At 63.9% G+C, this 25597-nt stretch carries 15 protein-coding genes; 6 read left to right on the plus strand and 9 right to left on the minus strand.

Annotation, left to right across the window (positions count from 1 at the left end; translation table 11 throughout):
- The first annotated feature begins 92 nt into the window (after positions 1 to 92).
- The 3 genes from EN851_RS21830 to EN851_RS21840 are packed head-to-tail and all read left to right on the plus strand — an operon-like array spanning position 93 to position 2467.
- Positions 93 to 1424, plus strand: a complete 1332-nt coding sequence (locus tag EN851_RS21830) for a hypothetical protein (RefSeq protein WP_135930053.1) — start codon at positions 93 to 95, stop codon at positions 1422 to 1424.
- A 26-nt stretch (positions 1425 to 1450) separates the two neighbouring features.
- Positions 1451 to 2047 (plus strand): hypothetical protein, encoded by a 597-nt coding sequence (locus EN851_RS21835; RefSeq protein ID WP_135930035.1) that lies wholly within the window; start codon positions 1451 to 1453, stop codon positions 2045 to 2047.
- 42 nt (positions 2048 to 2089) lie between these two features.
- Complete coding sequence (locus EN851_RS21840; protein WP_127276717.1) at positions 2090 to 2467, plus strand: hypothetical protein; 378 nt, start codon at positions 2090 to 2092, stop codon at positions 2465 to 2467.
- Positions 2468 to 2693: 226 nt separating this feature from the next.
- On the opposite strand, the gene EN851_RS21845 is transcribed toward EN851_RS21840, so the two are convergent.
- A complete protein-coding gene (locus tag EN851_RS21845) occupies positions 2694 to 3446 on the minus strand; it encodes a SapC family protein (protein WP_245520787.1) in 753 nt (250 codons plus the stop codon).
- Between the two features lie 372 nt (positions 3447 to 3818).
- Between EN851_RS21845 and EN851_RS21850 the strand changes: the two genes are divergently transcribed.
- Complete coding sequence (locus EN851_RS21850; protein WP_135867717.1) at positions 3819 to 4094, plus strand: hypothetical protein; 276 nt, start codon at positions 3819 to 3821, stop codon at positions 4092 to 4094.
- A gap of 229 nt (positions 4095 to 4323) precedes the next feature.
- On the opposite strand, the gene EN851_RS21855 is transcribed toward EN851_RS21850, so the two are convergent.
- The 6 genes from EN851_RS21855 to EN851_RS21880 all read right to left on the minus strand — a co-directional run bounded on the left by EN851_RS21855 (position 4324) and on the right by EN851_RS21880 (position 20213).
- Positions 4324 to 4857 carry a GNAT family N-acetyltransferase gene (locus EN851_RS21855; protein ID WP_245520788.1) on the minus strand — a complete coding sequence of 178 codons (534 nt, stop codon included), beginning with the start codon at positions 4855 to 4857 and terminating at the stop codon, positions 4324 to 4326.
- Positions 4858 to 4859: 2 nt separating this feature from the next.
- Positions 4860 to 6098, minus strand: coding sequence for a hypothetical protein (locus EN851_RS21860; RefSeq protein ID WP_189343799.1), 1239 nt, complete (start codon positions 6096 to 6098; stop codon positions 4860 to 4862).
- A gap of 30 nt (positions 6099 to 6128) precedes the next feature.
- A complete protein-coding gene (locus tag EN851_RS21865) occupies positions 6129 to 6662 on the minus strand; it encodes a tail fiber protein (protein ID WP_127276707.1) in 534 nt (177 codons plus the stop codon).
- Between the two features lie 10 nt (positions 6663 to 6672).
- Entirely contained in the window at positions 6673 to 7182 is a 510-nt protein-coding gene (locus EN851_RS21870) for a tail fiber protein (protein WP_127276705.1), read from the minus strand.
- A 12-nt stretch (positions 7183 to 7194) separates the two neighbouring features.
- The gene (locus EN851_RS21875; protein ID WP_127276703.1) at positions 7195 to 7692 is read right to left on the minus strand and encodes a tail fiber protein; all 498 of its coding nucleotides are present in this window, start codon (positions 7690 to 7692) and stop codon (positions 7195 to 7197) included.
- A 200-nt stretch (positions 7693 to 7892) separates the two neighbouring features.
- Positions 7893 to 20213, minus strand: a complete 12321-nt coding sequence (locus tag EN851_RS21880) for a hypothetical protein (RefSeq protein ID WP_189521908.1) — start codon at positions 20211 to 20213, stop codon at positions 7893 to 7895.
- A 334-nt stretch (positions 20214 to 20547) separates the two neighbouring features.
- Between EN851_RS21880 and EN851_RS21885 the strand changes: the two genes are divergently transcribed.
- Positions 20548 to 21093, plus strand: coding sequence for an invasion associated locus B family protein (locus EN851_RS21885; RefSeq protein ID WP_245512167.1), 546 nt, complete (start codon positions 20548 to 20550; stop codon positions 21091 to 21093).
- A gap of 70 nt (positions 21094 to 21163) precedes the next feature.
- Positions 21164 to 22408 carry a Xaa-Pro peptidase family protein gene (locus EN851_RS21890; protein ID WP_135930037.1) on the plus strand — a complete coding sequence of 415 codons (1245 nt, stop codon included), beginning with the start codon at positions 21164 to 21166 and terminating at the stop codon, positions 22406 to 22408.
- Between the two features lie 226 nt (positions 22409 to 22634).
- On the opposite strand, the gene EN851_RS21900 is transcribed toward EN851_RS21890, so the two are convergent.
- Entirely contained in the window at positions 22635 to 24071 is a 1437-nt protein-coding gene (locus tag EN851_RS21900) for an amidase (RefSeq protein WP_135930038.1), read from the minus strand.
- 312 nt (positions 24072 to 24383) lie between these two features.
- The gene (locus EN851_RS21910) at positions 24384 to 25472 is read right to left on the minus strand and encodes a Gfo/Idh/MocA family oxidoreductase (protein WP_135930039.1); all 1089 of its coding nucleotides are present in this window, start codon (positions 25470 to 25472) and stop codon (positions 24384 to 24386) included.
- Positions 25473 to 25597 lie beyond the last annotated feature (125 nt).

The raw sequence follows: 25597 nt of genomic DNA on the forward strand, positions 1-25597 counted from the left end.
CCGTCCTTCAGGAAGAATTAACCCGACAAACCAACGCCCTCGCCATCTCACGGATATTATGTTATGTTACTAATATAACCGAGAGGTGGGGAATGGGTACCCGGTTCAGGCTGTTTGTTCAGCCTCCGTTCGAAGACCCTACGTCAAGCCCCGAGATCATTACGGTTTCTTCCCCGCGAGGCAGCGTCGGAGCTGGCCCGTCCGACGATCGTATGTATGTCGTCGAGCCGGTCGACAAGACGCGGCCCTATGGCGTCAACCACGGCCCGTTGGGTACGCCCGTTATCTCCCTGCCGCCCTGGACGCGAGCGATCCTCGATCCGGCCGTTCCCGATGAGGAAGGCAATTTCGATCATTATCAGCCCTCGACGCCCGGCTTCGAAGCAGCCCACGCGTTCGGGTGCGCGCGCTTCACCCTAGACGTTTGGGAGCGTTACATCGGCCAGCCGCTCACCTGGCATTTCCACGATCACTACGATCGCCTGGAAATCTCGATCCTGCCGGGTTGGGACAACGCCCAATACGGCTATGGCTTCCTTGAGCTCGGCAGCCAATTCGTGAAGGACGGACGCACGCTCCCGTTCAGCCTCGACTTCGATATTATCGCGCACGAGGTTGGCCATGCATTCGTCTACAGCGTCCTTGGCATACCGAACCCGGGCGCTGAGTTCCCCGAATATCTGGGCTTTCAGGAGGCCTTTTCGGACTGCGTTTCGTTGATCGCGGCCATGCATTTTCCCTCCGTGATCGATAATGTCCTGACGGTGACGCGTGGGAACCTCTACATCGCCAACCAACTCTCTCGATTCTCGGAATTCTCGCCGCACCGCCAGATACGCGAGGCCAACAACAAGCGGACGATGGCCGACTTTGCCGACGGCTGGACCGACGAGCACGCACTGTCACAACCTCTCACGGGCGCCGTCTTCGACATTCTGGTCGATGTCTTTCACGAGAGCTTGGTGGCTCGAGGACTGATCTCGCCGGAGGCCGAAAATCTTGCCGACCTCGCCGAGATCGATCCAGCCGCCGAGCTGCCGATCCAGGAAGTCTTTGACCGCGATTTCGCTCGCAACCCGGAAGGTTTCGTCGAAGCGCTGCTCGACGCGCGGGATATCGTGGGTACCTATCTCGCCGAGACGCTTTGGGCTCTCGCCCCGGATTTCCTGGACTACCGTGACGTGGCGAGAACGATGCTCGCGGTCGACGACAGCATGACCGGAGGAGAACTATCGAGGATCATCTTCCGGGATTTCGACCGAAGAGGGATTTTTCGCTACCGTGCCGGGCCTCGCCTGACGAAGCCAAACCGAAAGAGCCATGTTCATGAGGGCCGAATCGCCCGTCCACTAGACCAGGCGCGCCTGCCGGACATGAGCTATTTCGAGAAATATTGGATGTCCAGAAGTGGCGCCGACCTTTGACCGACATGCAGATGATGGGGTGATCCATGACGACTGAAACCATTCTAAGTACCTCAACCATACATTTGTTCGGTAGAGTTCTTGAAGATTTGAAGCTCAAGAAGAGGATCGATGGGGGACGGCCTCCAAGGCTTGGCAACAATAGATTCCTGCAGAACCAGATCGACGCTTCCGGTAGCCTGCTAGCAAGGATCTATGCGTTCACCTTTGAAGCGCAGTTCTACGAGCTGGCCCGACCGACCATACTTCTTGTCCATGGGCCTGGCACTGTCGTTGATTATCCGGCCCCGGGGGACACCGATCTCAAGGTCATGAGCCGCGGTCCAAGCGACCCTGCCTATACCGGACTGTCATCACAGATAGGCTCGTTCGCGCGCGGAATGCAGGTCTGGGTCTACGACAAGAGTGACCTGACAATGCGGCTGGAACTCGACACCGGAACGCTCGAGGATGTCCTGCTGAGTGCGGAGCTGGACCCGCGTTCGTTTGGTCGATCGGGTGGAGCAATGGGCAGATCCGGCGGTGCGATGGGGCGATCCGGCGGCGCCATGGGCAGGTCTGGCGGTGCGATGGGACGGTCCGGTGGCGCCATGAACCGCGGCGGGCGCGGCGATATGGACTAGCGTTTTCGATCGTTAATTGAGAAGGCCGAAGGGAGATGGGCCATGGCGAGAGTAGATATAGTACGTGTCGATACACCTGAAGGGAATGCTGTAAGAGGCGGAGATCCGGTTACGGTCAGTGTGACGGTAGCCCCAGACCGTGGTTGGTTTAACGACACGGAATACCTGGTAATTGACTTTATCGATGCTGGCACTTTAAAGAGCGAGCCATATCTAGTGGTATTCGACAACGACGTAACCATCGAAGATACGACGACAATTACCTTTAAAGTTAAAGCACAAGACGGGGCTTCACCCGGGGAATACTATGTTCGCATCAAGAATGAAACTTTCGAGGAAACCATCGTAAGCGGCTCTGAGGATGGAACCATCACTGTGTCCCTGAAGTTGGTCACTTCCAAGCAAAAAAGCTGTGACTAGCCGTAAAGTCACAAGTCACATCGGTATCAACGGCTCTGCCCTCATGCCGGCGAAATCTTGCCGGGGTTCATGATGTCCGCGGGCCAAGCATCTACTTGATCATGCGGCTTCCGCGGCGGCCTCCCCCAAGTCTTTCAGCTCGCTCCTTGTTACGGACGAACCCCGGCTCCCGGAAGGCCGTTCGACTTTGGGCGTTCTTGAGAGCCCCAACCATGAGCGCCAGAAATCAGCCCTTCGCCCCCTCCGCCTTGCGGACCGACGCCTGGTGCACCAGCGAGGTCCAGCTGTTGGTCGAGGCGAGGTGGCAATAGAGCAGGCCGAGCGCGCCTGACTTTCTGAGGTCGAGGAAAGCCTCGTCGCTCAATTTGTTGAAGGCCGCTTCGTCGATCACCTGGAAATCGGTGAGGTTGAGCACTTCGCCGCCTTCCAGCGTCACCTTGCTCTGGCGCGGCGAAAACAGGCCGTGCGCGTCGATCTTGTCGACCATCTCGCGGGTGGCCCTGAAGTCGATCTGGAACTGGTTGCAGAAGGCGAGCGCCTGCTTGGTGGCCTCGGTCGGTTCGTTGCCGCTGAAGAACGGCAGCACCTTGTCGTCACGGAACGGTGCCACGAGCTGGTCGACGACACGCTCGCTCGCCCGGTCGACGCACAGCGTCAGCCGGCCGGCCGACGTCGGGTCCTCGGCCAGGATGAAGGGATAGCGGCGGACATAGGCCGGGATGTAATGCGGCGCGTTCCACATGCCGTCGGCATCGACGAACAGATTTTCGTCCTGGCGCACGCCGGTGATGATGACAGGCGCCTTGCCGGCGCCGATGAAGACGATCGGGTAGGAGCGCATCGCCGCCGGCATCTCCGACGCCACCACCGGAATGGCGTGCGCCGAGCGCGCGAAGGAAAAATCGCTGCGCGCGGTCAGCCCCAACGAGCCGTGCCGGATCGGGTTGAGCGCCTCTGGCCTCGTATAGAACAACGGCATGGCGTCACCCCCATTTGCCGGCGCCGTCCCTGTTTTCGCACCACTCTCAGCCATCGTCCGTCCTTTTCTCCCGCAAGCCGGTCAAGCCGGCCAATCAGCGTCCGGCGTCGCTGCCGAAGCCCTGTCTTGTCGCGCCAGGCGCGTATCGAAACAAAGTACTACAGCGTCGCCGGCACGCGCAAAAGGACATGGGCTGCTGTATTTTGCGGTTTGCGGCGATGAATTGTCTTGGGCGCCGAGCGCTCCGCGCGATGGCGCACAATCCCAGGAAAGTGTTCGACGTTCTTTCGTCCTGGACTCCGGAAATAATGAGTTCTGGACAGCTCGCGGCGAAGCGGCGACAGTGCTGCAAACGGCTTTGAGGCGAGCGCAATGGCGGCGGCGGCGGATTTCGAACAAGCGATCGGGCAGGCGTTCATCGTCGAGACCGGAGGCGGGCGCATCTCGCTCGAACTGAGCGCCGTCAACCGCATCGCGGCCAGCCCGCGCCCGGGCGGCGGTTTTTCCCTGCTGTTCCGGGGACCGCGCGAGATCGCGCTGCCGCAGGCGACCTACAGCCTTGCCGGCACCAGCGGGGTCCACGACATCTTCATCGTGCCGGTTGCGGCCGACGCGGCCGGCCGGACCTACGAAGCGGTGTTCAATTAACGCCGGTTTTGAGCTGCAGGGCCGAAAGCGACAATCTTAGCCGTCGGCGCCGCCCCTCACTGTCCTGCCGGACATCTCTCCCCGTAAACGGGGCGAGAGCGGCTGGCCGCAACGCCGGCGCATTTTCTGCAACGCTTGTGATTGGCGAAAGCGGCGATGACAGCGTCCCTCGCCCCGTTTACGGGGAGAGGATGCCGGCAGGCAGGTGAGGGGCAGCGCCAACCAACGATCATGGATCCGCCGGCGAACAGGCCATCAGATCATAGACGCCCTTGTCCTCGACGACGACAAAGCCGAGATCGAAATAGAGCCGCCTTGCTGGGTTGTTCTTCTCGACATGGATCGATATTAGTTTGCCGGCTAAGCATGCCTCGTCTATCAGGTCGCGCAACAGGGCGCCACCATAGCCCTTGCGGCGATGGGCGAGCAAAAAAGCTATGTCGATGATGCGGTGTTGGCTTGGCCAGCGCTCTACATAGAGCCGGCCGATGTCTTGCCCGGCATGGCTCACCACCAGCCAGTCGGCCTGCGGATAATGCTTGCGATAATGCGCGTGCTGCGCCTGGAACTGCATGTCGAGGAACGCTGCTTTCTGCGCCTCGCTCCAGTCCGTCACGGCGAGCTCTTCCATGCGGGTCGAGGCATAGAGCCGCGACAGGAAGGCAATGTCCGCCTCCGCGGCGGCACGGAAAGCGAGTCCGGCCTGCCGCGACCGGGACCACGCCGGAGCGGGATAGACCAAAGCCACGCCGCTTGCGGTCAACGTCAAACCGGCGGCGTCAGGTCGCGCACCACCGCGATCTGCTTGAGGTTGCCGGTGGCCAGAGCCGTCCAGCTCCACTCCCATTCGGAACTGTCCATGGCCATCTGGTTGATCGTCCACAGACCATTGGTCCCATCGTTCGTGATCATCATGCTGAACAAGGCAAGGCGACCATCGGCATTGTAGTCGAGCGACAGCCGTGTGTTGGCGCCGGAGGCGCTGAAATCACGCCATCCAGACCAGTTTTGGGTGGCCGCGTCGTATTGGGCGTTGAAGGAGTGGACATGCTGCTGGTCGGAGGCGACCAGCATGATGTCACCGTCCCCCTGGATGCCGGCGCAGAGCGTGTATCTGGGAACCCTGCTGTAACCGGGCGTCGCCCAGTTCGTCCAGGTGTCGGAGCCCGCCGGCAGTTGCTTGGTATGCAGGACCTGGCCCGGCTGCGTCATGGCAAAAAGATTGGTGGCGCCCAGCGGGCCGACGATCGGCGCCATTTCCGTGAAAGGATAGCCGGCGTCGATCTGCACCCATGGCGTCCAGTCGGCCACCGTCAGCGCTTGGGCCTTGGCCTGCTGGCAGCGATAGAGATGAAGGGCTGAGTTGATGCCGAAGAGCGCAATGCGGCCGTCCGCCTGGCGCAGCGCCGTGACCGCCACGAGCTGGCCGGTCAGTTGTATCCAGGCGCTCCAGGGCTGTGCGGGCGGCCTGAGCTCGTCGACGGTGACGACGATCGGCGTCGTGGTGCCGGGCGGCGTGATGGTTTTCTGAACCTGAACGATCACGTCCGGGTTCTGGTAGATCCACCAGATGCGGCCCTGATTGTCGGTGAGGAAGATTTCGACGCGGCCGTCAGCGTCGCGCGCCATCGAGAGTTTCTGGTAGCTTGTTGCGCCGGGCGGGGCGCCAATGCCAACCGGCGGATTCCATTTTTCGACCGGGCCGACCTGGTTGGCGTCCTCCGTGATGAAAGACAGGTTGGTGGTGCCGGTCGGTTGGGCCACCACGGCGACGCGCCCGTCCTTGGTGAGACCCGCGGTCATGATCACCCAGGCGCCGGCGGCGATGGGAGACCATGCGGCAGGCCACGCCCCGTTGGGCGCGACTTGAGCCTTCTGGATCAGCCGTCCCGCCGCGGAATCGATGCCGACGACCATCAGCCGCGACAGTTCGAAGAACGACACGCCTGGCACGTGCCCGGTTGGCGCCGCATGGGAGGGTAAGTGAGCGTCTTCGTTAGCCATGGTAACGGCCCCGCCTTGTTGGCTCGAAAATCAGGTTCTCGGTGGGAACACGCCCTGCAGGGCGATGCAGAAATTGCAGGTGAGATAAGGCTGCAGATTGTTGTGCGGCTGGTCACCGCCGGCAGGCGCGAGCATGTTGTCGTTCATTGGCGTCAGCGCGGGTATCGGCGTCCCTGGAACATAGGCGAAAGCGCCACCCGACTTGCCGAGAATTCTCGACGGGCTGGGCACCTGGACGTCGGCGACGTCCTGGGTTCCGACCATAACGTTGTGCGCATGGATCGGCATTTCGCTTTGGAGCAGCGTCACCGTCTCCGAGCCGCTACTCTCTCCGAGATCGTGCAGTGACAAGCCAGGTCCCTGACCGGGGTGCATTGGCGCGCTGCCCTGGAGATTGGGCAGCGCGAAGTTCGACTTGCCGTCGCCGCCATAAGTCGTGCCGAGCAACGAGAACAACGCCGTGTTCTGCGACAGCGGCAAAATCTGCCCGTCGCACAGCGCCCAGCCCTTGGGCGCGAAATTGAACGGGAAAATGCGGATTTCCGCAACGAACGGATCGGCCATGACGGTCCTCTCAGGTCTGCGACGGGAAAATGCCGAACAGCGAGATGATGAAGTTGATGCATAGATACGGCTGGAAATTGCTATGCGGCTGGCTGCCGCCGACGGGTGACACCATGGTCGCGGCCATCGGCCCATCGGGCGCCTGGCCATCGATGTACATGAAGATCGTCCCCGTCGTCTGGTCGAGGACATTCCCGCCCGGATTGGTCCCGGTGCCGGTTTGGCCCGATGCCAGCATGGGATGCGAATGAGCCGGGATCTGCTGGATCGACAGCGTGATTTCCTCCGCGCCGCCAGTCTCGGCCAGGGTGAAGCCGTTGCCCTGATGGAGCGGTAGTCGCCCACGCAGGTCGGGCAGCGCAAAAGTGCTTTCGCCGTCGCCGCCATAGGTGGTGCCGATCAGTTGGAACAGCGTCTCGTTTTCCGAGATAGGCAGCAGTTGCCCTTCGCAGAACATCCACCCGGCCGGCGCGAAATTGCCGGCAAACATGCGAACTTCGCCAACATAGGGTTGTGCCATGATCGCGTTTCCTCAGGTCTGCGACGGGAAAATGCCCTGCAGGGCGATGCAGAAGTTCAATGTCAGGAAAGGCTGCATGTTGAGGTGCGCCTGCGAACCGCCAACATTGGCGATGCTGGCAGGGTGCAACGAGGTCAGGTTGGTAGCCTGCGCATAGCCATTGTTGAAAGCCCCCAGGAAATTCCCGGAGTTCAGGGGCACCGTGCCGTTGGCGTTCGTCGCTCTCGCCTGGTGAACATGGGTCGGCAATTCCGCAATCGACAGCGTGTGGGACTGCTCGCCGCCCCGCCCGCCGAGATCATGCCCGTTGCCGGCATGGATCGGGACCCTGCCCCGGAAATCCGGCAAGGCGAAATTTACCCGGCCGTCGCCGCCAAAGGTGGTGCCGAGCAGTGAAAACAGAGCCTGGTTCTGATTTATGGGAAGCAGTTGGCCGTCGCAGAACGCCCACCCCTTGGGCGGGAAACCGAAGGACATGATGCGGATTTCGGACAGAAACGGCTCTGACATGCGATACCCTCCCACTGCCGCTTCGGACTATACACATCACGAATTATAAGTCTACTGGTAATACTTATTCCGGATAAATTTTCATAAATATCCACCGGATCGCTTACTGGAAACTTCAAGTATATTGTTAACTATATACTTTACAAGCCTCGATTGAGGCGTATGTAAGAATCGCCTGGCGAGTTCGTCGCCCGTTCAGACTATGGCGTCGAATAGAAGCCCGCCGTACCACCGGTGCCGATCGTGACACTGACGGTGCCGCTGTTGATGGCTTGCACATAGCTCATGACAGCCGCGGCATCGGTTGCCGCGCCCGCGTAAGCCGCGGCGCCGCCATGCAAGCCAACATGGACATCGAACCGCGTGCGGAGACGGATGTCTGTGCCACCATTGGCACCCGAACCTGTGAAATTGTTGGCCAGGCCGCCAGCACCGCCGAGGGTCAGCGAGACCGTCTGGGCGTCTCCAGCAACCGTGCCGGCGTTCAGTTCGAAACCGTGGTTGCCGAATGTGCCTGGATTGCTGGCGGTGTTGCCTTGTACCACGGCCGTCAGCTTGTGGTTGCCGCCATCGACCGCATCACCCGTCTGCAGCAGAATGCCATCATTGTTGTACTGATAGAGCAGGTTGTTGGTGATCGTCACGCTGGAATCGGCGCCGCCCAACGTGACGAAGCCGATATCGCTGCCCTGGGCCGATCCGCTGTTCGCCACGCCGGCGACGCCGATCGTGTTCGAATCGATCGTGCCGTTGAACGAGCTGGCGCCGGAGCCGGTGCTGATGCCCAGAGCCGTGCCGAGCGCATCGCGCATCGTATTGTGGGCGATGTTGAAGGTCAGGTTCGCCACGTCGCCGGCGCCGCCCGAACTGATCGTGATGCCGCCGCCGCCCGAGACGATGTTCTGGTTGTTGTTCGACAGCGTGTTGCCGAGCGCTCCAGTGGCGCCGCCGAACACCAGATCCGACTGGACGTTGCCGTGCAGATCAAGCTGGAACAGGTCGCCGCGCGCGGAGGTGAATGTCGAGCTCTGGACGGTCGCGTTGAAGACGCCGTTCGTCGCCTGGAACACCAGCGCGTCGCCTGACGAGTTTCCTGCGGCGGCGTCGGTCGCGAAGGTCGAACCGGTGATGGTGATCCGGTTGAGAGTCTCGCCATTGTTGTTAAAGACGTGGAATGCGTCCAGCGCCGCGCCGGTGAAGGTGGAATTCGAAACCGTAGCGGTGCCCTTGAGGCCGGTGAAATAGGCATTGCCTTCGCCGACTCCGGCAACGCTGGTGCCATTGCTGCCGTTGATGATCGTATGGTCCAGCGTGAAGCCGGTGACGTTGTTGCCCAGAATGCCGTAATTCTGGAAGTCGTTCATCTGCAGGCCGTTGAGCTGCACATCCGTCGTGCCGTTCAGGTAGATGCCGACGCCTTGCGCGGTGCTGCCATCTGCGCCTGTCTTGCTGGAGATGACGCCGCCGCCCGAGGCGCCGACCGTTGCACCATTGCCGGTCACATGCAGGCCACCCAGGGCACCCGTGGTGTCGAGGATAATGCCGGTGGCACTGCCGCCGCTGGAACTGATGCGCTGGAACGTCAGGTCGCTCGCACCGATCGTCGTGTTGGCGACGTTGAGTGCTGTGGCCGTGCCCGAGCTGATCACGCTGCCAGTGCCGGTCGCACTCACGGTGCCGCCGCCCGTCGCGCTGAAGCCGGCGACGTTCGAGCCGGTCAGCGTCAGCGTGCTGGTGAAATTGATCGTCGATCCGCCGTTGCTGGAAAGCGCTATGCCGGCGCTGGAGCCGGTTGCCGACACCGTGCCGCTGAAGGTGGCCGTGCCGCCGGTGCGGCCTGCGATGCTGATGACGTTGCCGACGGCGCTCGTCTTGGCGATCGACCCGCCATAGGTGATGGCCGCGGTGCCGCCGCTGACATCGAACGCGGTGCCCGAGGCGCCGCTCAGCGCACCGGTGCCCAGGTTCACCGTGCCCGTGACGTTGGTCAGGGCGACATTGTTGACGCCGCCGCCCGAAGTGGTCGAGGTGAAATTGATGCCGGCCGCGATGCCGTTGAGGTTGATCGCTTGGGCGGCACTCGCGCTGATCGAGCCGGTGGTGACATTGACCGTCCCGCCATTGGTCGCGGTGAAGGCCGTGTTGGAGCCGCCCGTTGTGACCACGAGGTTGGCGAAGCTAACGGTCGAGGCCTGGCCGCCATTGTTGATCGAGACGGCGGCGCCGGTGGCATTATTGTGGGTGACGGCGCCGGTGAAGCTGACTGTGTTGGCTGCCGTCGCGCCGGAGATGACGACGCCGCTGGCGCCGATGTTCGACGTCACCGCGCCGGCAAAGCCGAAGCTGCCGCCGGTGCGGTTGGTGATGCTGACCGCGGTGCCGATAACGCTGGTGACCGAGCTCGTGCTGTCGAAGCCGAACGCCGCATTGCCGCCGATCACGGACAGGCCGCTGCCGCCCGTGGTATCGACATTGGTGGCGGTGACCGTTCCGGAGGCCGCGCCGAATTTGATGCCGGTCGCGGCCGAGGCCGCGATGAGGGAGACATTGGTCAGCGTCGTCGTGCCGGTTGCACCGGCGCCGAAGTCGATGTCGGCGGCCGTGACGTTCCTGATCGTCATGTTGCTGATCGTGGCATTCGCCGTCGCGCCGCTGATGCCGATCGCGGCATTCACGCCCGCGCCGTCGTCGCCGTTGATGGTAAAGCCGTCGATGATGTTGCCGCTGGCCGAAAGCGTGATGACGCTGCTGCCATCGGCGCTTGTCAGCGTGGTGGTGCCGCCCGGCGTCTGATCGGCGATGGAGATGGTGTTGCTGGCCAGCTGGATTGTCGACGGCACCGTCAGCGCCAGGTTGATGTTGCCATTGTCGAAGCCGCGCACCTGCTGGCCGGTCAGCAGGTTCAGCGTGTCGTTGCCATTGGTGCCCTGTGCGGTGATGGTGCCGCCATCGTTGACGAGGACGATGATGTCCGTTGCGGCCGCGTTGAATTCGGCGTCGGCCAGCGTCGCCAGATTATTCTGGTCGCGGCCGCTGCCGTCGCCGGTCGACGCCGCGCCGACGAAATAAACCTTGCCGACACCGAAGCCGAGGCCAGGCGTGGCCTGGAAGTTCACATCCTTGAAATTGTAGGTGCCCGCGGCCGGCGCGACGGAAGCGTCGATGCCGACACTGGCACTGATGGTCGACAACTGGTCGGCGGTATCGCCGTCGCCAAAGGTGAAGGCGACGTTCGTCGTGCCGTTCAGGAACACGCCGGTGTTGACGCCCGCGATGCTCGAACTGTTGCCGGCGAGGTTCGCATCGCCGAGCCGCACCGTCTGGCCGCCGGTGGCGCCTCGCAGGTCGACGCCGATCGAGGTGCCGGCGGCGGCGGCATTGGTGACGTCGAAATCGTTGGCCGTGATCGCCGCGTTGATCGTCGAACCGTTGAGGTCGAAAGCCACGGCCGCGTTATCGTTCAGGCCGATGTCGAGACCGTTGAAGGAAAGCGCCGCACCCTGCGTGCCGGTGACGTCGACGCCGCGAGAGGTGATGCCCTGCAGATTGACCGTGCCGAGCGCTATGGCGCCGCCGCCCGAGGAGGCGACATTGGCCAGCGAAATGCCGGTCGTGGCGCTGGTGGTGGATACCGAGGAGAAGTTGAGCCCCGCCGCGCCGATCGTGATGCCGCTGAGGTTCAGTGCGGTGCCGCCGCTGGTGGTGGCGATCGTGTTGCCGCTTCCGCCGGCGGTAACAGTGCCGGCGCCCGTGGCGCTGAACCCCGTGCCCGCCGCCGTGGTGATCGCCAGCCCACCGCCGCCGAAATTGATCGCCACAGGGGCGCTGTTGCCGCTGATCGCGACGCCCGCGCCGGTCGAGCTCATAGCGATGGTATAGCTTGCGCCGTTGATGTTGAAGGTGCCGCCGGTGTTGTTGACTATCGTAACGCCGGAACCCGCACCGGTGAAATTGTTGGATGCCCCCGAGGCGGTCACTGTGCCCCCGGTATTGTTGTTCAGGTAGATACCGTTGCCATTGGACGTCAGGTTGCCGCTCAGCGAGACGAGCCCGGCCCCGGCCAATCGGTTCTGGACTTCAAGGGCTGTGCCGGCGGCGGCCGACATGGTGGCGCTGCCCGAATAGCTGACTGCCGCCGTGCCGCCGCTCACGATGAACGAGACAGCCGCGGCGCCGGTCAGCGCGCCCGAGCCAAGGTTAACCGTGCCGCTGGTGTTGACAAGGTTCACATTGGTGCTGCCGCCGCCGGACGAGGTCGAATCCAGGGCGATGGTTGCAGCGACGTTGGACAAGGCGATCGCCGTGCCGCTGGTTGAATTCACGCTTTCGGCGCCGCCAGTGGCGGTGATGCCCATCGTGGCGCCACCCCCTCCGGAAATGCCGACGCCGGTCGTGGTATCGATCGTCACGCCGCCGGTGAAGCTGGTCGTGCCGCCGGTCTGCGTAAGGCCCGCGCCGCTCGTCGTGTCGATGTCGGCGAGGCCGCCGACGTTGAGCGTACCACTGGCCCAACCGATGCCGCCGCCGGTCGACAGTACGTTGTTGACCGTCACCGTGTTGAAGTTGAAGGTGCCGGCATTGGTGTTTACCGCGCTGATGCCGGCGTCCGCCATGCCGGAGATGTTGGTGGCGCCGGTGACGGTGAAGGTCCCGGCGACGCCGTCGAAGATGATGCCGCTCGCGCCGCCGGTCGCGGTGACGCTGCCGATCGTCATGCCAACCGTCAACGGGTCGAGATCGATGGCGGTGCCACTGGTGGTGTCGACCGAGCCGCCGCTGCTGTTGAGCGCAAAAGTGGTGGCTGGCGGACCCTTGGCATCGACCAGCAGGCCGGTGCCGTTGTTGTTGAAGACAGTGAACGTGCCGAGATCAAGCGTGCCGCTGGTGCTGGTCAGGCTGAGGCCGTCGCCCTGGACCCGCGCGCCTGTCGTGCCGATGTCGAGCGTACCCACCGAGACCGTGCCGCCGGCGCCGGTCGAATCGAAGGTGACATTGCTGAAGGCGAGGCCGCCGCCGGTACCGCCGGTGACCGTGTTGCCGGCAAAAGATCTGACAGCGATCGAATTCTGCGTCGCGTTGATGTTCTGGCCGACGAACGACGCTGCCAGCGCCGATCCCGTCGATTTCAGCGTGTTTCCGTCGATCGACAGCAGCAGCTTGTCGGCCGTTGCGCCGCCGCTGGTGATGAAATCGAGCGCCCTGCCGCCGGCGGCGATGTCGTTGTTCCTCAGGAAGAAACTGGAGGCGGCCGACGCGCTGCCGGAAATACCGGCGCCGGTGCCGGTGTTGCTGATGATGAGGTTCTGGACGCCACCGGTGATCAGGCCCGAGCCTGATGTCGCCAGGCTGACGACCGATCCGGCGTTGTTGCTCTGCAGGACAGGCCGCAGCGTATCGATGCCGGCGGGGGCCGAGACGACCGTCGAGTTCTGCACGGTGGTGAAATGGAACGACGCCCCGGCGCCGCCGCTGGCGTCGACGCCGAGCTGCGAGACATCGACGGCAGCGTCGCCGCTCTTGAAGGCGAGCAGCACCTGTCCGTCGTCGAGCTGGAACGACGTCCCGCTGAGATCGATGGTTTCCTGGCTGCCGTTGACGTTCTTGTCGATCAGCACCACGACGTTGGCGGTGGACGCCTGGGCGCCGATATAGCTACCCGGATTGGCAAGGCTGCCGTCGCCGGTGCCGCCTTCAACGACGTAGTAGACGCTGATCGTCGACAGGTTCGAAATGTCGCCGGTGAAATTGACGTCGTTGAAATTGTAGTTGCCATTGGTCGGCAGCGTGTCGGTGGCGTGGATGACCTGGCCGCCGGTGGTGGCGATCGACGATTCGGCCGGACCCTGGCCGTCGCCGAAGACCAGCTTGGCGTTGGTGGTGCTGGAGAACTGCACGCCATAGCCGACATTGGCGATGGTCGAGGTCTGGCCACTCGGACCGGGGTTGTTGTTGACGAGGTCGCCGAGCTGGATCGTGCCGGTGCCGGTCGTGCCGGCCATGTCGATGCCGATCGTGCCGGCGAAGCTGCCGCCATCGACGTCGAAATCGCCAGCCGTGATGTTGCTGGCGCCGAGCGCGGCGCCGCTGAGGTCGAGGCCGATCGCGTTGGTGGCGCCGAGCCCGATGTTGAGGCTGGTGAAATCAAGCGTCGAGCCGATCGTGCCGGAAATGTCGACGCCACGCGAGGTGATGCCTTCCAGGTCGACCGCGCCGAGGCTGACGGCGCCGCCGCTGACATTGTTCAGCGCAATGCCGGTCGCCGCCCCGGCGACCGTGATGGAATCGAAGGTGACGCCGCCGGCGCCGACTGTCGCGTTGCCGAGGTCGAGCGCGGTGCCGGTCGTCGTGGTGATGGTGTTGCCGCTGCCGCTGACGCTGACCGTGTCGGCGGAGGCTACATGGAAGCCCGTTGCGGTCGTTGTCGTAATGGCAAGGCCACCATTGCTGAAGTCAATCGTGCCGTTCGGATTGCCAGTCAGGCTGACGCCGTCGGTCGCGCCCGAGCTGATCTGCTTGGTGGCGCCGGAGAAGGCAACGGTCGCCGCCGTGCCGTTGTCGATAGCGGCAACGATGATGTTGCCGCCGGCTGCCGCGTTGTTGTCGGTGAGGTTGCCCGACAGCGTCACCGAGCCGCCGGTCAGTTCCTGGATCGAAACCGCCGCGCCCGTGCCGTTGCTGGCGATGGTGCCGCCATAGGAGATAACGGCGTTGCCGCCGCTCTGATCGGTCGCCGAGCCGATATTGAAGGACGTGCCCGCGCCGGTGTTGGTCAGCGTGCCGGTGCCGAAAGCGGCTGTGCCGCTGAGAGCCTGCAGGTCGATGCCGTTGCCCGAGCCGAACGTGGCGTTGGTCGAGGCGAAGTTGATACCAGCGGTGATGCCGTCGAGCGCCGCCGCTTGGGCGCCCGTGGCACTGATCGTGCCCGTCGTGACATTGACCGTGCCGCCGCCAGTGGCGGTGAAAGCCGTCGCGCCATTGGTGGTGATGTCCACATCCGCGAAGGTAATGGTGGAGCCGGTGTTGCTGGTCAGCGAAACGCCGTTGCCGCCGATGGTCGCCTTGTCGGTAAAATTGACCAGGCCGCCGGTGCGGTTGGAGATCGTGACACCGCCGCCGGTCAGCGTGCCGGCCGGGCCGCTGTTGGGCAAATTGCCGCGCGTGAGCGTGATGTTGCCATTGCCGCCATCGGCGGCGAGCAGCGTGCCGGCGACGTTGATGTTGTTGTTGGTGATCGACACGTTGGTGGTGAGGCCGTCGACCTTGAAGGCGGTCTGGCCAACGGCGACATTGCTGACCGTGACGCCGTCAACGACGATGCCGCCGGCATTGCCGAAGCCGACCGCGCTCTCGTCGATGAGGAAGACCGAGCCGCTGCCGCCGCTGAAGTCGAAAGCGGTGTTCTTCACCTGATTGCTGCCGAGCAGGTGCAGGGTATCGCTGCCCGTGCTCTTGACCACGCCCTCGTCGCCGGTGACGTTGCCGCCGGTTGCCCCGAGATTGCCCTGGACGTTGATCGGCTGGACCGTGCCGGAGGTGAGGATCGAGTTGCCGTTGCCGAAGCCGGTGATCGACTGGCCCGAATCGAGCGTGAACGGCGTGCCGCTGAGATCGACCGTGCCGACAAAGGCGAAGACCACACCGCTGCCGCTCATGGCGTCGGCGGCGGTCACCGAAATGGTGCTCACATCCGCGCTCAGCCCGTCCGTGCCGGCGGCGATGACGCCGCCGTTCTGCGAGACCATGATGGTCCCACCAACCGCGCTGGCCAGATGCGCGCTGCCGGTGAAGGCGACATCGTTGAAATTGTAATTGCCGAGCGCCGGATTGAGCCCGATGGTGTTGACCGTGTAGCCGCCGGCTGCCGCACTGATGGAGGACTGCAGGCCATTGCCCGCATTGCCGTCGCCGAAGGTGAAGTTGGCATTGGCCGATGTCGCCGTGGTGCCGCCCGACGACAGTTCGACGCCGACGCCGACATTGGAAATGCTGGAGCCGGCCTGGAAGGTGATGGTCTTGTCGGCTTGCGTCGACGACAGGTCGATGCCGCGCGAGGTCAGGTCGCCGTTGCCGGTGATATGAGTCACGCCGAAATCGGCCGTGGCAAAGGCGCCGCTGAAGTTGATGCCGGTCTGGTTGGCGCCAGCGCCCATTGTCACGGTGGTTGCCCCGAAGCTGGCATCGGCACTGGCAGTTGCGAAGCTGATGCCGCTCTGGTTGGCGCCGGCGCCCATCGTCACGATGGTCGTGCCGAAGCTGACATCGGCATTGGTGAATGAGAAGTTGATGCCGGCCACGTTGGCGGCAGAGCCCAGCGTGACCTGGGTCGTGCCGAAGGTGACTGAACCGGCAGTGTTGGCGATGGCGATGCCGGGGCCGGCGCCCGTCACCGTGACCGCTCCGAAGGTTGCCGATGCGGTGCTGTCGACACTGCCGACAACCAGGCCGGTGCTCGCGGCATTGGTGATCGACAGCGGAGCGGTAACGTTCAACTTGGCCGTGCCGATGAGGTCGATGGCAGACGCTCCACCGCCGCCTGTCGCCGACAGTGACGGGCCTGTGAAGCTGATCGTGCCGCCGCTCAGGAAAGCCGCCGAGCCGATCTCGAAAAGCCTACCGGTGCTGGTCGAACTGATCGCGCCGCTGAAGGTCACCGAGCCGCCGGTGATGCCATCGACCTTGACCGCCGTACCCGGTGCTGTGGCTGAGCTGGAGATATCGGCCGAGACCGTGATCGCAGCGCTGCCGCCGGAGACGACGACGCCGTTGCCGGTACCGGAGTTGGTGATCGTGCCGCCGATGCCGATGGTACCGGTGTTGTTGGTCAGGCTGACATCGGCGCCGGCGATATTCGTGGTGACGAGATTGTTGACGCTGACGGTCGCGGCACTGTTTTGAACCAGCAAGCCGGGGCCTCCGCCGACCACCGTGTCGATCTTCGTCGTGCCGTTGAAGCTGTAGACGCCGCTGGCGACATTGTTGAGGCTGATGGCGACGCCGCTGATACGGTATAGGTCGACGCCACCGAAGGTGACGTTGCCGCCGCTGGTGTTGCTGATGGCGATACCGGTCGAAACGCCGCCGCCGGAACCATCCACGGTGACGCTGGAGAAGTTCACCCCGGCAGTCCCGATCGTCATGCCGGCGATCTGGATGCCCTTCTCGTCCGGTCCGAGACCGGTCGCTACCGTGTTGCCGGAGCCAGTTACCGTCAGCGTACCGCCATTGACGGCGCTGAAGGCGAAGCCGCCATCCGCGGTCAGGTCGAGCCCGCCGGTGAAGTTGATCGTGCCGCCGGTGTTGCCGGTCAGGTCGATCGCATTGGCCGCGCCGGTGCTGGCGGTGATCGTGCCGCCGAAGGTGGCGGTGCCGCCGGTCATGTTGGAGATTGTCACCGCGCTTGCGGCAGCGGTCTGATTGATGGTGCCGTTGAAGGTGACGTTGGGCGTGGAGCTGCTGATCGAGAAGGCGTTGCTGCTCGTGCCGGTGATGGAACTGCCGGCCCCGAAAGTCAGGGTTCCACTCGAGTCGTTGACGATAGAGACGCCTATGCCGCCGCCGGTAATATCGAGGTCGTCGAAAGTGGCGGTGCCGTCGAAATTCTTGGCGGACAGCCCGACATTGGTGGCATTGCCGATCGTCGTGTTGCCGGTGAAATTGACGGTCGCGCTCGAGGCGACAAGCTCGATGCCGGTTTGGCTCGCATTCTGGACATTGAGATCGTGGACCGAAACCGTGCCGGTCACGCTGCCGAGGAAAAGACCTGTGTCGACATTGCTGAGGGTCACGCCCTGGATCGTCAGGCCGTTGATCAAGGTTGCGTTGATGCCCGCGTCGCTGCCGCCCGAAATGTTGAAGTCGAGCAGCGAATTGCCGTTGGCCACTGTCACGACACCGCCGGAGCCGGAATTGGTCAGCGTCGCCGCGCCGCCGCCCGGATCCGAAACGACCTGGTCGTGCTGGACATTGTTGCCGGTGATGTTGACCGGAATGCCGCCGAGCGAGAAGGAGCGGCCATTGCCGAACGAGGCCAGCGTCTGGCCGTCGCTGAGCGAGAAGCCTCCGGCCGCATCGATGGGAGATCCTTCGTTGACCAGCACGAAGATCGCATTGTTCTGGGTGTTGGCGTCGGCCAGGTTGATCGCGAGCAGGCTCGATGTCGAAGAACCGTCACCCGACGAGCCGACGCCGCCGACGAAGATCACATTCTGCTGGTCGAACAGCTGCGGGCCGCTGAAGGTGGTCGAGCCGAACGCGTAGTGGCCGAGCGTCTGGTTGAGGCCGCGCGCGTCGAGCGAAGCGGTGCTGCCGGCAATCGAACCGCCGCCAAAGCTGAATTCGGCATTGGCCGAATGGGCCAGCGAGCCCGCTATGCCGAAGCGCACACCGGTGTCGACACCCGAAATGGAACCGCCATCGGTGATGATGATCGAGGCGCCGCCGGTGGTGTCGGCGAGGTCGATGCCGATGGTGCCGGCGGCGCCCGGGCCGGTGATGTTGAGCGACTGCGCGGTGAAATTGGTCTGGCTGCCGGAGAAGTCGAGACCAGAGCCGACGCCCAGCCCGGAAATGACGATGTTGCCGGCCACTACGGCGGCGTTGACGCCGCTGAACGACATGCCGCCGGCGCCGGGATTGGTGATTTTGATGTCGCCGAAGCGGATTGTCGCCGGCGAATCCGTGATCTGGATCGCCGCTCCGGTCGTGTTGGAAATCGTCGTCGAACCGTTGACGGTGAAGCTGCCCGAGACGTGGTCGAGCACCACGCCCGACGTGCCGCCGGTCTGGCTGATCGAATCCAGCACCACATGCGCGGTGATCGGGTCGATGTAGACGCCGACGCCGCCATTGCCGGAGATAGTGCCGCCGGTGGTGGTGAAGCTGCCGCCGCTCGACGTGCCCTGCACGGTGATGCCGCGGTCGGTATTATCAAGCGCATTGACCGTCGCGAAGGTGTAGGTGCCCTGGCCGGTGATATCGAGGCCGTCGTCGAGATTGCCCGACAGCAGCGTCGTGCCAGTGAAATTGTAGGTGCCGTTGTCCTCGATGTGCAGGCCGTCGAGACCGTTATTCGTGGACGTGAAATCGGACGCCTTGACGTTGGTAGAATTGCCGGTGAACTCGGCGCCGTTGCCGCCGGCGCCCGTCACCGTGACCTTGGTCAGCGTCGTGCCGGTGACGTTGTTGCCGAAGATGCCGTCGGCGCCGCCGGTGATGGTGATGCCGTTCAGCGTGTTGCCGGTGCCGAGCGTGATGACGTTGTTGGCGACGTTGGTGCCCTGGATCGTGCCGTCGCTGCCGCCCAGATTGAAGGTGGCGGTGCCGCCGCCGGACAGTTTCGCGGTGACGCTTTGGCCACCGCCGATCACGGTCTGGCCAGTGGCAAGTGTCACGCCGGCAGTCGTCAGATTGCCACTGCCACCCAGGGCAACGACAAAACCGCCATTGCCGGCCTTGGTGACCGCGTCGTCCAGTGTCGTCGGGTCGGCCTGCGTGCCGGCGCCGGCCAAACCGCCATCGGCGAAATAGAACTTGCCGAACGCGGCATTGGTGGCGGCGTTGATGGCGACGCGCGTCGTCGAGCCGCCGATCTTGTCCTGCGACTGGACCCTGACGCCGATATCGCCGCGCACCCGCTCGTTGACGCGCTTGCGCAGGCCTTCGCTGGCCGGATAGACCGGGTCCGTGCCGATGGCCCCGGTGCTGTCCGAGCCGTGGCCCGGATTGAACGGGATGTTCAGCCGCACGCTGCCGGCGAACTGGGTGTCGTCGCGGTTGTCGTTGCGCACCTCGCCGGTGAAGGTCAGCGACGTTCCGGTGCCGAAGACATCACCGATCTCATATTCGATGCCGGCCTTGGCGCCGGTGACGCTGCCGTCATCGCCGTGCGGATCCTCGAAATGATAACCGCCAATATCCAGCCGCAGCGAATGCTTGTCGGGCAGGTTGAGCGGCACCTTTGCCCCGACCTCGCCCTCGATGCCCCAGGCCGCGTAATCGCGATGGTCGAGCACCGAGATCTGCTCGATCAGCTGGTTGGAGACCATCGACAGGGTCGAGCTGGTCGACTGGTCGGTCGAGTCGCCCTTGATCGGCACGAAGACGTTCACATGCGCGTCGAAATTCGGCGTGATCGCCTCGACGCCCAGCGTGCCGCCGGTGAACTGAGTGCCGCCGTAGCTCTCGGCATTGAAATAGGCGTAGCCGCCGAGCATAAGGTCGGGGTTGACGATGCGGCGGATGCCAAGGCCGATATCCTGGCCGAAGGCGTCCTTGAAATCGTGCTTGGCCCGGACATCCAGGAACAGCACCGATTCGGCGGTCTGCTTGATCGGGATGAAGCCTTCGAGCGCAGCGTTGCCGCCATTGTTGTCGGCGCCGATAATGGCCCGGATCTGCGGCTGCCAGAGACCGGCATCGTCGCCATAGGCAGCCGCGCCCGAGAGCGCCAGTGCCAGCGACGTAAGCGCCGTCGTCTTCCAGAGATGCCTGGCAATACTCGAACGGCGATAGCCGGCGCGCACGTGGAAACCCTCCCCACGCGCCGCCATCCCACCAACTTGCCGAGACTTCTCGGTAGTTCCCATCCCCTGGCGAGCCCTTCTGGGACTACACGTCCCGCGTGCCGATATTTACTGGAATTCTATTGTATAGCGAGTCCCTAAAGATCCGGCTGCTGTGGTCGTCCGCCAAAGTTCTTCCCTGTGGCAATATGGACACAGTAAATTTGCCGGCTTGCTTGGCTGGACTCGCGGCTTCCAGGCCGGGTTGGAGTGTTGTATCAAGCCGTACTGCGGGAATACCAGCCGGGGCACAAGGAATATGACAGTTGCTTTAGCGAGAGCTAATATTTCAGGCTTGGCCGTAGGTATTGTCACTCTGTGGCTCATCCTGTCGGTCGCTGGACCCGCACTTGCCGAGGACGCGGCCAAGCCGGCCCAGCCCCAACCGGCCCAGCCCCAATCGGCCCCGCCCAAGCCGGCCGACGCCAATCCCTGGGCGGTGAACTGCTCCAGCGGCTCGGCGAACGCCGAGCTTCAATGCCAGCTGTCGCAGAACCTGACCGAAGCCAAGACAGGACAGCGCGTGCTCACCGTGACGGTGCGCCGCGACAATGCCAATGGCAGCCTTGCCATGCTGCTCGCTTTGCCGCACGGCCTGTTCCTGCCGTCCGGCGCCAGCTATCAGGTCGACCAGGGCCAGAAGACGACCATCGCCATCCAGACCAGCGACCAGAACGGCGCCTATGCCGCCACGCCGCTGCCGCCGGATCTGGTCAAGGCGATGAAATCGGGAACCAATCTGAACATCGGCATGGAATCCGTCACCCGCAAGCCGGTCACCATCCCGGTATCGCTGGCCGGCTTCACCGCCGCGCTGACCAAGCTGGAATCGATCAAGTAGCCATTGTCGGCCGCTTGATTGTCCGCACCCTTAATGCTCCGTTGCCGGTTCGGGCATATGGAGAAATTTCATGACGGGCTTTGTCGATCGCCAGCGCGCCACACATTTGATGCAACGCGCCGGCATCGCGGCGCTGGTGCTCTGCGCGCCCGAGGCCTTCCATTATGCGACCGGCGCGTCGATCGGCCCGGCCGGCCTGTTCCGGCGCGCCGGCGCCGGCTTCGTCGTCATCCCCGCCCGTCAGGACCTGCCGATCGGCGTCGTGGTCGCGGACTTCAACGCGGCGCAGCTGCGGACCTCGGCGCCCGAAATGGTTGTGCGTTCGCACCCGATCTGGATCGAATCCGCGCCGGTCGAGACAGGGCCTCACGGCCTTCCTCTGGCGGAGCGTATCGAGGCCGGCCTGGCTTCGCTCGACCGCGCGCCGGATTTCTCGCGGCCCGCCACTTTCGATCTCGCCGGCTCGGTGCGCCAGCTGCAAGCCATTCTCCTCGATTTCGGGCTGGGGCGCGCCACGCTCGGCCTCGACCTCGACTTCATTGCCGCCGCCGATTTTGCCGCCATCCAGGCGTTGCTGCCTGATTGCCCTGTTGTCGACGGCTCGCCCGTGCTGGACCGGCTGCGCGCCGTCAAGTCGCAGCGCGAGATCGACCTCCTGCGGCAAGGCATCCTCCTGTCCGAGGCCGGCCTCGAGCGGTTGCAGGTCGATGCCATGGCCGGCATGCGCCTGGGCGACCTCGTCGCGCTCTACCGGCAGGGCGTCGCCACTGCGGCGGCCGGCTTGTCCCACCTGGTCGCCACAGCCGAATATATGACGCTCGGTGCCAAGGCCAAGGGCGCGGACGCCGGGGCCGTGGCTGGCGATCCGCTGAAATGCGACATGGTCTGCACGGTTGGCGGCTACGCCTCCGACATGTCGCGCAACTTCACCTTCGGCCCGCCTTCCGCCGATCAGTCCGAACTGCACGCCATCGCCGAGCGCGCCTTCGAGGATGGCCTGGCCGAGCTGGTCCCCGGTAACACGCTCGCCCATGTGCATCGCGTCGCCACCGATAGCCTGGCGCGGCAAGGCCTGCGCTCCTACCGCCGCGGCCATTTCGGCCACGGCGTCGGCCAGTCGGTGTTTTCCGAACAATGGCCGTTCATCGCGGCCGGCAGCGATGTCGTGATCGAGCCAGGCATGGTGCTGGCCTTCGAGATCCCGCTCTACATCGACGGCCTCGCCAGCTTCAACCTGGAGGACCAGTTCCTGATCACGCCGGATGGACCGGTCGCCATGAACCGGCTGCCGAGGCGGCTGGAGGTGATTGGGTAGCGGTCCCTATCGCCGTTGGCACTCTACGGCGCCCCCCTCTGCCCTACCGGGCATCTCCCCCACGAGGGGGGAGATCGACTGTCGTAGCCGCCGTCGCCAATCTTCAACATGGCAAGAAGAGGAGCCGGCGCCGAAGCCGCCAATCTCCCCACCCGTGGGGGAGATGGCCGGCAGGCCAGAGGGGGGCGCCGTAGAGCGCGAACGCCGATGCTTAGGCCCTTGGCTGCTAAGCACTCACCGGCGGCCGCCTGTCCCTCCAAGGCATTTCCTCTTCGAGCTGCGCCGACGCCGCCAGCACTGTCGCCTCGTCGCCGTAGCGGCCGACCAGCTGCACGCCGATCGGCACGCCGCCTTTCGACCAGCCGAGCGGCAGCGAGATCGCTGGCTGGCCTGAAATGTTGAACGGGAAGGCAAAGACGGCGTCCGTCCATTTGGCGTTGTAGCGGTCGATGTCCGTCTCCGACATGTCGTAATAGCCGAACGGGCGCGGCAATTGCGTCAAGGTGGGCGTGACGAAAAGATCATAGCCATTGAGGTCGCCGACAATGTCGCGGCCGACCTGCCTGAGCTGCTCGACATCGCAGATGTGCCTGATGCCGCTGGTGGCGCGGCCGCGCTCGATGATCGCCCAGGTCACCGCCTCGACATCGCCAGGCGTTACCGGCCGGCCGATCACCGTTTCGAGATAGTCGAAGGTCGCCGCCGTCTGCACGCAGGTCATGTTGGTGTAGGTCGTCCACACGCCGTTGGCATCGAGCGGCATGTCGTGCTCGTCGACATCATGGCCAAGCCGCTCCAACGTCGCCACGGTCGCCAGCACCGCAGCCTTCACCTCCGGATCCATGGCCGTGCCGTTGGGCGGCGTGACGGTGAAGCCGATGCGCAATCTCTTCGGCGCGCTCCCCGACAGGCTGAGCCAGGACGCATCCGGCACCGGCGGCGTATAGGGCTCGCCGGGCAACGCGCCGGCGACGGCGTCGAGATAGGCCGCCGTGTCGCGCACCGTGCGCGAGCAGCAGAGAAAATAGGCGCCGCCATACCAATAGTCGCCGAATGGCGCGAGGCTGACGCGGCCACGCGACGGCTTCAGGCCCACAATGCCACAACAGGAGGCGGGAATGCGGATCGAGCCGGCGCCGTCGCTTGCTTCCGCGATCGGCACCATGCGCGAGGCGATGGCCGCCGCCGCGCCGCCGCTCGATCCACCGGGCGTGATGCCTTCCTTCCACGGGTTCTTCGTCGTGCCGTAGAGTTTTGGCTCCGTCGTGATCGACCAGCCATTTTCGGGCGCGTTCGACTTGCCGACCAGCACCAGTCCCGCCGCCTTCATGCGGCGAACGACTTCGGTGTCGAAGTCGGCGACGACGTCTTTCAGATAGAGGCAGGAATTGGTGTTCGGCGCGCCTGTCCAGGAGGAGGCCAGTTCCTTGAGCAGGAATGGTACGCCGGCAAAGGGAGCCGATCTGTCGACTGTGCGCGCCTGCGCGCGCGCCATGTCGTAGAGGCGGTGGATGACCGCGTTGAGCGACGGATTCAACCGCTCGACCAGCGTGATCGCCGCCTCGACCAGCTCCGCCGGCGAAACCTGGCCGCCACGCACCAGCGCGGCCAGGTCAAGCGCGTCTGAGTCAGCGTAGGTTTTCAACAGACTGTCGGTGATCATGTCTCTCTCCCAATTCTCGACGCCAATTGCCGACGTTGACACTGCCCCTCATCCGCCTGCCGGCCCCTTCTCCCCGTATAGTGACGGGGAGAAGGGGCTGTCGCGATCGTCGGCGCTCCTTCTGCAACGCTGGTGATTGGCGAAATCATCAGCGACCGCGTCTTTCTCCCCGTCACTATACGGGGAGAAATGCCCGGCAGGGCAATGAGGGGCTGCGCGAACCTGAAACGATTGTCCTGTGGAGGCTCCAATCTTTGCCCTGGAAGATCAGGCCGCGCCGGCGCCTCCTCCAGCGCCAGCGGCCGGATTGCATCAGCCCAGTTCCACCGTCCGCCCCAGCTCGATGCTCTGTTCGGCCGCGAGCACGATGCGCAGGCTGTTGACCGCCGCGTCCATCTGCTCGGTCAGATCGAGGTCCTCGCGGATGGCGCGCAGGAAGAAGGCCTGCTCGCGGTCGCACAATTCCTGATGGCCGGGCTCGTCCTCCATGCTGACGATCTCGTCCGGTTTCTTGAAGTTCTTGTCGCCGTCGACCGCGGCATAGTGGATCTTCAGCGCATCGGTCTTGGTGTGGCGATCGATGTCGGCGGAGTTCGACACTTCAGCGTCGGAAGCGGTGCTGGCGGCTTGTCCGGCGACGATCGACACCGCACCCTTCGGCCCGACGACGTCCTTCACGAAATAGGCCGTCTCGCTCATCATCGGCCCCCAGCCGGCCTCGTACCAGCCGACCGAGCCGTCGTCGAAGGTGACGTGCAGGTGGCCGTAATTCTGCTTGTCGGCCTCTGCCCACAATTTGGCGCCGATGCCGTGCACGCGGACCGGCTTCGCGCCGGTCAGCTGGCACATGACGTCGACATAATGCACGCCGCAATCGACGATCGGGATCAGCGAATCGATCAGGTTCTTGTGCCAGTGCCACGCGCTGCCGCTGCTCTGCTGGTTGAGGTTGAGCCGCATCACCAGCGGCTTTCCCAACGTTTTGCCGACCTCGATGAATTTGATCCATGAGGGATGGACGCGCAGGATATAGCCGAGCACCAGCTTGCGGTTTTTCGCCCGCGCGGCGGCCACCACTTTCTCCGCATCCTGGATGTTGGTCGCGAGCGGCTTTTCCATGAACACATGGCAGTTGGCCGCGATCGCCTTCAGCGCGTATTCGGCATGCGTGTTGGGCCAGCTGTTGATCGAGACGGCGTCCGGCTTGGTCTCCTTCAGCGCCACGTCGAAATCTTCGTAGAGCGGATAGCCGGCAAGTTCGGCTGGGATCTTGGTGTTGCTCTTGATCGAGCGGCTCATGATGCCGACGATCTGAAAACCCTCGGAGCGGTGATAGGCGCTGGCGTGCGACGCACCCATATTGCCGAGACCCACCACCAGCACTTTTACCTTGTCGGCCACTACTGCCTCCCGTTCCTGATTGAATCGTGCGCGGCGCGCTGCCGCCCTTGTTGCTTCGTCCAGAGCAAATCACGCCAGGTTGGCGCCGCCCCTCATTGCCCTGCCGGGCATTTCTCCCCGTATAG

It is taken from the genome of Mesorhizobium sp. M8A.F.Ca.ET.208.01.1.1 (genome assembly GCF_004791315.1).
Lineage (GTDB): Bacteria > Pseudomonadota > Alphaproteobacteria > Rhizobiales > Rhizobiaceae > Mesorhizobium.

What these genes read in the sequence shown, in the direction of transcription:
- EN851_RS21875 (WP_127276703.1), bottom strand. Translation starts at nt 7,692, where the DNA reads ATGTCAGAGCCGTTTCTGTCCGAAATCCGCATCATGTCCTTCGGTTTC.
- EN851_RS21865 (WP_127276707.1), bottom strand. Translation starts at nt 6,662, where the DNA reads ATGGCCGATCCGTTCGTTGCGGAAATCCGCATTTTCCCGTTCAATTTC.
- EN851_RS21850 (WP_135867717.1), top strand. Translation starts at nt 3,819, where the DNA reads ATGGCGGCGGCGGCGGATTTCGAACAAGCGATCGGGCAGGCGTTCATC.
- EN851_RS21830 (WP_135930053.1), top strand. Translation starts at nt 93, where the DNA reads ATGGGTACCCGGTTCAGGCTGTTTGTTCAGCCTCCGTTCGAAGACCCT.
- EN851_RS21900 (WP_135930038.1), bottom strand. Translation starts at nt 24,071, where the DNA reads ATGATCACCGACAGTCTGTTGAAAACCTACGCTGACTCAGACGCGCTT.
- EN851_RS21860 (WP_189343799.1), bottom strand. Translation starts at nt 6,098, where the DNA reads ATGGCTAACGAAGACGCTCACTTACCCTCCCATGCGGCGCCAACCGGG.
- EN851_RS21840 (WP_127276717.1), top strand. Translation starts at nt 2,090, where the DNA reads ATGGCGAGAGTAGATATAGTACGTGTCGATACACCTGAAGGGAATGCT.
- EN851_RS21870 (WP_127276705.1), bottom strand. Translation starts at nt 7,182, where the DNA reads ATGGCACAACCCTATGTTGGCGAAGTTCGCATGTTTGCCGGCAATTTC.
- EN851_RS21845 (WP_245520787.1), bottom strand. Translation starts at nt 3,446, where the DNA reads ATGCCGTTGTTCTATACGAGGCCAGAGGCGCTCAACCCGATCCGGCAC.
- EN851_RS21835 (WP_135930035.1), top strand. Translation starts at nt 1,451, where the DNA reads ATGACGACTGAAACCATTCTAAGTACCTCAACCATACATTTGTTCGGT.
- EN851_RS21890 (WP_135930037.1), top strand. Translation starts at nt 21,164, where the DNA reads ATGACGGGCTTTGTCGATCGCCAGCGCGCCACACATTTGATGCAACGC.